This is a genomic window from Streptomyces sp. NL15-2K (assembly GCF_030551255.1).
In the GTDB taxonomy this organism is placed as follows: Bacteria; Actinomycetota; Actinomycetes; order Streptomycetales; family Streptomycetaceae; genus Streptomyces.
In genome coordinates, this window is the sequence record NZ_CP130630.1 from 9,937,266 (window position 1) to 9,945,985 (window position 8,720).

General features: G+C 72.5%; 10 protein-coding genes. 9 read left to right on the forward strand and 1 reads right to left on the reverse strand.

Going from position 1 to position 8,720, the window contains the following annotated elements; genetic code table 11:
- Window positions 1-15: 15 nt before the first annotated feature.
- Together Q4V64_RS44155 and Q4V64_RS44160 are read left to right on the forward strand one after the other, a co-directional pair.
- A complete protein-coding gene (locus Q4V64_RS44155; RefSeq protein WP_124438032.1) occupies window positions 16-1,128 on the forward strand; it encodes a sensor histidine kinase in 1,113 nt (370 codons plus the stop codon).
- Between the two features lie 16 nt (window positions 1,129-1,144).
- Window positions 1,145-1,834 carry a response regulator transcription factor gene (locus tag Q4V64_RS44160; RefSeq protein ID WP_124438031.1) on the forward strand — a complete coding sequence of 230 codons (690 nt, stop codon included), beginning with the start codon at window positions 1,145-1,147 and terminating at the stop codon, window positions 1,832-1,834.
- Window positions 1,835-1,927: 93 nt separating this feature from the next.
- Here Q4V64_RS44160 and Q4V64_RS44165 read toward each other — a convergent pair whose 3' ends face one another.
- Window positions 1,928-2,104: a hypothetical protein gene (locus Q4V64_RS44165; protein ID WP_172629043.1), complete on the reverse strand. Its 177-nt coding sequence runs from the start codon at window positions 2,102-2,104 to the stop codon at window positions 1,928-1,930.
- Window positions 2,105-2,229: 125 nt separating this feature from the next.
- On the opposite strand from Q4V64_RS44165, the gene Q4V64_RS44170 reads away from it, so the two are divergent.
- The 7 genes from Q4V64_RS44170 to Q4V64_RS44200 all read left to right on the forward strand — a co-directional run bounded on the left by Q4V64_RS44170 (window position 2,230) and on the right by Q4V64_RS44200 (window position 8,717).
- A complete protein-coding gene (locus Q4V64_RS44170) occupies window positions 2,230-2,637 on the forward strand; it encodes a GntR family transcriptional regulator (RefSeq protein ID WP_124438030.1) in 408 nt (135 codons plus the stop codon).
- An 18-nt stretch (window positions 2,638-2,655) separates the two neighbouring features.
- Window positions 2,656-3,777, forward strand: a complete 1,122-nt coding sequence (locus Q4V64_RS44175) for a DUF5808 domain-containing protein (protein ID WP_124438029.1) — start codon at window positions 2,656-2,658, stop codon at window positions 3,775-3,777.
- A 352-nt stretch (window positions 3,778-4,129) separates the two neighbouring features.
- Complete coding sequence (locus tag Q4V64_RS44180; RefSeq protein ID WP_216377559.1) at window positions 4,130-5,059, forward strand: 3-oxoacyl-ACP synthase; 930 nt, start codon at window positions 4,130-4,132, stop codon at window positions 5,057-5,059.
- Window positions 5,056-5,424: an acyl carrier protein gene (locus tag Q4V64_RS44185; protein ID WP_253266775.1), complete on the forward strand. Its 369-nt coding sequence runs from the start codon at window positions 5,056-5,058 to the stop codon at window positions 5,422-5,424. The genes Q4V64_RS44180 and Q4V64_RS44185 overlap by 4 nt, the downstream gene beginning before the upstream one ends.
- Window positions 5,408-6,592, forward strand: coding sequence for an acyl-CoA dehydrogenase family protein (locus Q4V64_RS44190; RefSeq protein WP_216377552.1), 1,185 nt, complete (start codon window positions 5,408-5,410; stop codon window positions 6,590-6,592). Before Q4V64_RS44185 ends, Q4V64_RS44190 begins: the two co-directional genes overlap by 17 nt.
- A gap of 89 nt (window positions 6,593-6,681) precedes the next feature.
- A complete protein-coding gene (locus Q4V64_RS44195) occupies window positions 6,682-7,833 on the forward strand; it encodes an HAD-IIIC family phosphatase (protein WP_124438026.1) in 1,152 nt (383 codons plus the stop codon).
- The gene (locus Q4V64_RS44200) at window positions 7,830-8,717 is read left to right on the forward strand and encodes a 3-hydroxyacyl-CoA dehydrogenase family protein (protein ID WP_124438025.1); all 888 of its coding nucleotides are present in this window, start codon (window positions 7,830-7,832) and stop codon (window positions 8,715-8,717) included. The genes Q4V64_RS44195 and Q4V64_RS44200 overlap by 4 nt, the downstream gene beginning before the upstream one ends.
- Window positions 8,718-8,720 lie beyond the last annotated feature (3 nt).

The following is an 8,720-nucleotide window of genomic DNA, read 5'->3' on the forward strand; positions in this document are numbered from 1 at the left end:
GTTTACTGTGCGTGCATGAGCGGACACATGGCCGGCACAGTCACACGCAGGCGCCTCGCCGACGCGGCCCTCGCGGTCGTGGTCGGCGTCCTCGTCGTGACGACGGCCGCGTTCGACGGGGACACGAAGGCCGTCGACTACGTGCTGATGGTGCTCGGTTCAGCAGCCTTGGCCTTCTACCGCGGGGCTCCACTGGTGGTGCTGGCCGTGACCACGGCGACCGGCGCGGCGTACGTCCTGCACGCACACCCGGGCACGCTCGCGGCCCTCCCGGTCCTCGGCGCCGTTCACACGGCGTCCCGTGCGGGACACCGGGGTTGGGCGGCCGCGGCGAGCGGGCTCTTCCTGGCGGCGTACGTCGCGACCGGACCGACGGCCCAGGAGGTGGTCGAGAAGACCACGCTGCTCGCCGGCTGGTTCCTGTGCGCGGTGGTGACGGGCCTGGCCGACCGCAACTGGCAGGCGTATCTGCGGCAGACCGAACAGCGCGCCCTGGAGGCCGAGCGCACCCGGGAGGAGGCGGCGCTGCGCCGGGCGGGCGAGGAACGCCTGCGCATCGCACGGGAGTTGCACGACTCCCTCACCCACAGCATCTCCATCGTCAAGCTCCAGGCGGGCGTGGCCGTGCATCTCGCCCGCAAGCGGGGCGAGGAGGTGCCGCCCGCGCTGCTCGCCATCCAGGAGGCGGGCGGCGAGGCGATGCGCGAACTGCGGGCCACCTTGGAGGTGCTGCGCACCGACGAGCCGACCGGCACGCCCGCACAACTGGTGGAACGGGCGCGGGCGGCGGGCCTCGCGGTCGAGCTGACGGTGACGGGCGACGAGCGTCCCCTGCCGGAGACCGTCGACCGGGCGATGTACCGCATCGTCCAGGAGGCCTTGACGAACGCGGCACGGCACGCGGGCCCGGCGAAGGTGCACATCCAACTCGACTACGGCGAGGGCGGGTTGACGATACGCGTGGACGACGACGGAAGCGCCGCCCCGACCTGCCCGCCGACGCCCGGCAACGGCCTCACCGGCATGCGCGAACGCGTCACGGCCCTCGGCGGCACGCTGCACGCCGCCCCACGCGCCGAGGGCGGCTTCTCGGTCCGGGCCGAATTGCCCGGGGAGGCCGCAAGATGACCCGGGAGGCCGCAAGATGATCAGGGTGGCGCTCGTCGACGACCAGGCGCTGATGCGCGCCGGTTTCCGGGCCCTGCTCGACGCCGAGGACGGCATCGAGGTGGTCGGCGAGGCGGCGGACGGCGAACAGGGCCTGGAGCTGATCCGCGCCCAGCTGCCCGACATCGCGTTGATCGACGTGCAGATGCCGGTGATGACGGGCATCGAGACGACCCGCCGCATCGCCGCCGACCCGGCCCTGTCCGGCGTACGCGTCGTCATCCTCACCAACTACGGCTTCGACGAGTACGTCTTCGAGGCCCTGCGCGCGGGCGCGAGCGGCTTCCTGCTGAAGGACACCGAACCCGCGGACCTCCTCCAGGCCATCGAGGTCGTGGCCCGCGGGGAGGCCCTGCTCTCCCCGTCGGTCACCCGCACCCTGATCGGCGAGTTCGTCTCCCGGCCGCCCGACCGTGCCACGGCCCCCGGCCTGGAATGCCTCACCCGCCGCGAACGCGAGGTCGCCGCCCTGGCCGCCCGCGGCCTGACCAACGAGGAGATCGCCACGCACATGGTCATCAGCCCGTTCACGGCGAAGACCCACATCAGCCGGGCGATGACGAAGCTGGGGGCGCGGGATCGGGCGCAGTTGGTGGTGTTCGCGTACGAGTCGGGGCTGGTGACCGCGCGGGGCGGGGATCACCGGTTCGAGGGCACGGAGTTCTGACAGGCGCTGTTCTCACGGTGCTCCGGCCGGTGCGTACGGTCGCGCCGTCGCCCGGACCGCGGTCTCCCCTCCTTGGTCTCCATTCATCGGTGGTCATGCGGTCGTGCTGTCGTCCACGCGCTCGCCCTCCGCCTGGGACGGTTCGGTCCTGGGGACCTCTGCGTGCTGCTCCTCGGCGGCAAGCTCGGCCGGTTCATCACGCTCGCCCTCGGCCTGGGAGGGCGTGTGAGAGTACAGCCAGGGGTCGAATTCCGAGGCTTCGGTCTTCATGGCGGGCCTCCCTCGGTCGCTCAGCTCCCATGCTCCCCCTCGACCGCGGCCGCGGCCAGAGCCGGACGAAGCTGCCGCGCACCGCGTATCTGTTCTAGTAGATGTACATCAGGTAGGGTGGAGTTGTGCGGGTACTACTCGACCTCGACGCCGAGGTGCCGATCTACCAACAGATCCGGGACCAGGTGGTGGAAGCTATCGCGGCAGGCACGCTGGCGCCCGGTGCCGGGCTTCCGTCCACCAGGCAGCTGGCCGTCGATCTGGCGGTCAACTTCCATACCGTCAACAAGGCCTACGACCTGCTGCGCCGCGAGGGCATCATCCGCGTCAACCGCAAGAGCGGTGCGGCGGTCCGGCCGGACGTCAAACAGTCGTCCGACGAACTGCGGGTCGGCGTCGACTGGGAGGCGCGCATGCACACTCTTCTCGCCGAGCTCGATGTGCGAGGCATTTCCAAGGAGGAGGTGATGGCCTATGTCGAGGCGACCCTGGACGGTTTCCCCGGGAGGGGGGACGGAGGCTCCCACCGGTGACGTGACAAAAGTGAACAGGTGAACACCGTGCTGGTCAACGCAGCTGTCAATTTCGGAATTCTTGCCGCGCTGAGCGCGTTGCTGTACGCCGCCCCTGGGCCCCTCCTCAGCCCTCCCGCCGTGCCTTTCGGCGTCCGTGTACCACCGGACAAGGTGCACGCCCCCGCCATCGAGACGCAGCGCAGGCGCTACCGCGGTCCGCTCCTGGCCGTCGCGGCGCCCGTCACCGTACTGGCCTTGACCCTCGGCGCCGTATTCGACACCCCCACCGCCGGAGCCTTCGGCGCCTTACCGCTCTGCGCCGGCGCCGCCGTCCTGTGGGTACGGGCCCACCGCAGCATCGCCCGCGCCAAGGAGGAGGACGGGTGGTACGACCAGGCCCGCCAGGGCGCCGTCACGGACACCTCCCTGCGCACGGCCCCCGTCCGCTTCCCCTGGGTCTGGACGCTCCCCGCGGTCGTCGTGATCGCCGTCACGGTGGTGGTGGGCGCCGTCGTCTACCCCGACTTGCCCGACCGCATCGCCCTGCCGCGGCGCTCCGCCGGCGGCACCTTCTACCGCGAGTACACGACCAGCGTGTGGATCGCCTTCAGTCTCGTCCTCGGTCAGGTACTCATCACCCTTATCAGCGTCGGCACCGTCCACGGTCTGCTGCGCGCCCGCGCCGACCTCGACGTGGCCCGGCCCGCGACCAGCGTCGCCCGGCACCGTCGTTACCTCGCCGTCACCGCCCGCTCTCTGATGGGCATCACCGCTCTGCTGAATCTCATGCTGCTCGGCATGTCCGCGCTGATGTGGAGCGACACCCGCTCCACGCCCCTGATGCTCGTCGTCATCGGCGTGCCGCTCCTCGCGGCCCTCGCCGTCGTCACCTACCTGATCCTGCGCGTCGGGCCCTCCGGCAGCCGGTTGCCCGAGACCGCGGATGAGGAGAACACCGGCCTCGTCCCCCGCGACGACGACCGTTTCTGGCACGGTGCCGGCACGATCTACGTGAATGCCGATGACCCCGCGGTCCTGGTGCCCCGGCGGGTCGGCATCGGCTGGACCGTCAACGTCGGCAATCTGCGCTTCCTCGTCATCGCGGCCTCGGTCGTCGCTGTCGCGACGGGGCTGACCGTCGTACTGGCCGTCTCCTGACACCCGGGCCGCCCCGGGCCGCCCCGGGGCGGCCGGACATCCCGACGCCCGGGTGGATCAGCTCACGGGCCGGGCGCGTCCGCGGCCTCGGACTGGCTGCCCGGTGCGGCTCAGGCATGGTCCGGTCCCGTGCCCTGCCAGTCGCTCGTGCGTTGTGCGGGTGGCAGGGACATTCATCCTCCGCCGAAACACCTTCTGGCCGTTCCGGTCGGCTGTTTGACTACTCCGCGGAGCAGCGCCGTCACCCATGGGAGGGCATGTGACGCAGACAGCCGTACCGGGGCACGCCGCTCCCCTCGCGGTGCGCAGCGCGGCCTCGTACCTGCCGGACGCATCGGTGGATCTCGCCGCACTGCCGGAGCTCGCCGAGCTGGACGAGGACGCGGCGCGCACCTGCCGGAACCTGGGCATCGAGTCCGTACACGTCGATGACGGCTTGGACACGACGGGGCTCGCCGAGCGAGCCGCACGCGAGGCGCTGGCACGTGCGGGAGCGGACGCGCGGGACGTAGGCGCGCTGATCGTGGTGGAGCAGCGGGCGCCGCAGACCATGCTCAGCTCCGAGGTCACCCGGCTGCAGCGGCTGCTCGGCGCCGAAGGAGCCGTCGCGTTCTCCGTGGGCGGACTGGGCTGCGTGTCGATCACGCCCGCGCTGCTGGCGGCACGCGGGCTGCTGGCGGCCGACCCGGGCCTGGAGAACGTACTCGTCGCGCACGGCAGCAAGCCCGTCTCGAGCCACCGCTACCGTCACCCCGTGACCGTGAACGGGGACGGTGGGCAGGCTCTGCTGCTGTCCCGCACCGGTCCTGTGCGGGTGCTGGACATCCTCCAGGAGACCAACGGCGCGTACTGGGACCTCTTCCACGTCGACTACCGTGACCGGCCCCCGGCCCAGTGGCGCGAGGAGTGCACGGACCTGCCCACCTACTCCTTCCGCCTCGCCGTCGAGACCCGCAACCGCCTCGGCGCCCTGCTGCGCGAGCTGCTGGAGCGCAACGGGATGGCGCCGGGGGACGTACGTGGGTACGTCAGCCAGAACCTGTCGGCGGGCAGCCTCACCTTCATCGAGGAGTCCCTGGACATCGAACTCCTGGGCGTGTGCCGGGAGAACCTGCGGCGCTACGGGCACCTCGGGCCCAACGACATCTTCCTCAACCTCCACACGGCGCTGGAGCGCAAGGACTTCGGCGAGGGGGACCGTGCCGTAGTGATCAATGTGAGCCCTGTGGCGGCATGGAGCCTGCTGCTCGTCGAGATGAGGCCTCAGGAGGCCATGGCGTGACAGACACCACCGGCAACACCACTGACCGGATCACCGAAGAGGTCGTCGCGTTTCTCACCGCCGCCCTGCGCCGGCAGGTCGGTCCCGACGACGACTACTTCGCCCTGGGGCTCGCGGACTCGCTCTTCGCCCTGGAGTTGGTGACCTTCGTCGAGGACCGCTTCCGCCTCACTGTGGAGGTCGAGGACCTCGACCTGGACAGTTTCCGGACCGCGGCGCGCATCACGCGGTTCGTTCGGTGCAAGCAGGGGAGGCAAGGGCTGCCGGACAGCGGCCCGCAGGGTGACCCCAGGGACGCTTCGGCGGGCGGCCCGGCGGTCAGTGTCGGCCACGAGCTGCTCAAGGCCCGTGACGCACGCGCTTAGCGCGGCGCCGCCCCTGGTGCGGGCGGCGGCCCGGCTGGCGGCGGACGTACGGGACGAGGCGGCCGGGTGGGACCGGAGCGGTGTGCTCCCCGCCCAGGTGCGCGGGGCGGTCGCCGCCGCGGGACTGCTGGCGGCGGACCTGCCGCCGGAGTACGGCGGGACGGGCGCCACGCCGCCCGAGGTCGGCGAGGTGTGCGCGCACCTGGGCGGCGTGTGCAGCGCGCTGCGCGGCCTGGTGACCGTTCAGGGCATGGTCGCGGCGGCGTTGCTGCGCTGGGGCACGGCCGCGCAGCGTGCCGCGTGGCTGCCCCGGCTGGCGTCCGGCGAGGTGATCGCCGGTTTCGCCGCCACCGAGCAGGAGGCGGGCAGCGCCCTGGCGGACGTACGCACGCGCGTGGAGCAGCCGGAGGAGGGCGGCGACGTCGTCGTCACCGGCCACAAGAAGTGGGTGACGTGCGGGCAGGTGGCGCAGGTGTTCCTGCTCCTGGGGCAGTCCGGCGGGCGGCCCGTCACCGTGCTGGTCGAGGCGGACCGCGAGGGGGTCGCCAGGGAGCCGGTGAGCGGGCAGCTCGGCATGCGCGCCGCTCAGATCGCCCATGTGCGCTTCGACGCCGTCCGCGTCCCGCGCGGCAATCTCGTCGCGCCGCCGGGCATGGGGCTCTCCCACGTCGTGGGCACCGGGCTCGACCACGGGCGGTTCACCGTCGCGTGGGGATGCGTCGGCATGGCCGAGGCGTGCCTGGCCGACGCCGCCGCGCACGCCACCGTCCGCAGGCAGGGCGGAGTGCCGTTGAGCGACCACCAGTTGGTCCGCTCCCTGCTCGCGCGCGGCGCCGTGGCCGCGGCCGGGGCGCGCGCGCTCGCCCTGCGGGCCGCACAGGCCCGCGCCGAGGCGCCGCAGCGGGCTGTCCTCGAGACCGTCGTCGCCAAGTACGCGGCCGCCGATGCCGCCGCGTCCGTCAGCCGCGACGCCGTCCAGGTCCTCGGTTCGGTCGGCTGCGAAACCGACAGCAGAGCCGGGCGCCTCTTCCGGGACGCCAAGGTGATGGAGATCATCGAAGGAGCACAGCACGTGGCCGAACTCCACATCGCGGAACGCCTGTTACGCCAGTACGGCACGCCGCCGCCTGAGGTGACCCCGGACAGCCGGGACGGTGAGCGGGCATGACGGGGGCTCCGACGGGGCCCGCCGGGGCGGCGGGTTCCACCGGGTCCGCGCCGGGTCCGACCCAGTCGGCTGCGGGTTTCACCGGGCCGATGGCAGCTCCGGACGGGGCGGTGAAGGGGTCCGCTTCGGCGGCTGGTTCGACCGGGGCGGCGGCCGGGTCCGGCAGGTCGGTGAAAGGGGCGGCGCCGGTCGTCAAGTGTCTGGTGTGGGACCTCGACGACACGCTCTGGGGCGGCACCGTGCTGGAGGGGGACGACGTACGGCCCGTCGAGGCGGCGCTGCGTACCCTGCACGCACTGGACGTGCGGGGCATTCTGCACGCTGTGGCGAGCCGGGGTGACCACGCCACAGCCACCGCGCGTCTGGAGCGCCTCGGCCTGGCGGAGATGTTCACGGCGGTGGAGATCGGTTGGGGCGCCAAGTCCGCCTCCGTGCGCCGCGTCAGCGAGTCCCTCGGCATCGGCATCGACACCCTCGCGTTCGTCGACAACGACCCCGTCGAGCGCGCCGAGGTGGCCGCCGCCCACCCCACCGTGCGCTGCTACGGCGCCGAACGCATACCCGACCTGCCCGACCTGGCGGAGTTCCAGCCCTCGTACGTCACCGACGAGTCCCGCGCCCGCCGCGAGCTCTACCGCGCCGAGGCCCGTCGGCAGCAGGCGCGGGAGGTGCACGAGGGCGCGCCCGCCGAGTTTCTCGCCTCCCTGGGGCTCGAATTGACCGTGCGGCAGGCCACCGAGGACGATCTGGCCCGCGCCCACGAGCTGACGGTGCGCACCCACCAGCTCAACACCACGGGCCGCACCTACGGCATGGACGAGCTGCGCGCGCTGTGCGACTCCCCGCACCACCAGGTGCTGGTCGCCCAGCTGACCGACGTGTACGGCTCGTACGGCACCGTCGGACTGGCGCTGACCGAGCGCGGCGGCGGCCGGTGCGTGCTGCGGCTGCTGCTGTTGTCCTGCCGGGTGATGTCCCGGGGCATCGGCCCCGCCCTCATCGGTCACATCGTGCACCGCGCCCTCGCCGAAGGCCTGCGGCCCGTCGCCGAGTTCGTCCCCACCGACGTCAACCGCGTGATGCTGGTGAACCTCCGCTTCGCCGGCTTCGAGACGCTCGCCGAGGAGGCACAGGACAGCGGCATCCTCCTCGGTTTCCCGGCCGACCACGACCCGCCCCCGCTCCCCGCGCACGTACGTGTCGTCACCGCCGACTCCACCGCAACCCGGAGGACCAGTTGAGCAGCTCGCAGAGTGCACCCTTCGCCCGCACGGCCGTCATCGGCGTCGTCGGCGCGGGCACCATGGGCGTCGGAGTCGCGCAGAGCTTCGCCGAGGCCGGTCACCCCGTCACCGTCGTGGACCCCTCCGACGAGGCGCTCGGGGACGGTGAGTGCCGACTGCGCCAGGGCCTGCGCGCCGCCCGGCTGCTGCGCAGGCCCGCCCCGCCCGCGCCGATGGCCGAGGTCGCCGCGCGGGTGCGGTGGGAGCAGAAGCCCGCGCAGCTCGGGGACGCCGCCCTCGTGGTGGAGTGCGGGCCCGAGCGCATACCGGTCAAGGAGCAGATCCTCGCCGAGGTCGACCGTGTCTGCGGCGCCCACGCCGTGATCGCCTCCTGCACCTCTGCCATCCCGGTGGCGACCCTCGCCGCGGGCACCGGGCGACCCGACCGCGTGATCGGCACCCATTTCATGAACCCGGCCCACCTGAAGGACGCCGTCGAGGTGATCCGCGGCCCGCGGACGAGCGACGCGACCCTGGAGACGGTCGTCACGTTGCTGGAGGGCTGCGGGAAGCGGGCCCACGTGGTCGGCGACGCCCCGGGGTTCGTCTCCAACCGGGTGCTGATGCCGATGGTCAACGACGCGGCGGCCCGCGTCCAGGAGGGCACGGCCGACGCGGAGACCGTGGACACCATCTTCACGGACTGCTTCGGACACGCCATGGGCCCCCTGCGCACCGCCGACCTGATCGGCCTGGACACGGTGCTCGACTCCCTCCTCGTCCTGCGGGAGACCACCGGCGACGCCCGCTACGAGCCCTGCGCCCTGCTGCGCGACCTCGTCGCTCGGGGGCACCGCGGTCGCAAGAGCGGCCGTGGCTTCCACGTCTACGAAACGCGATGACCG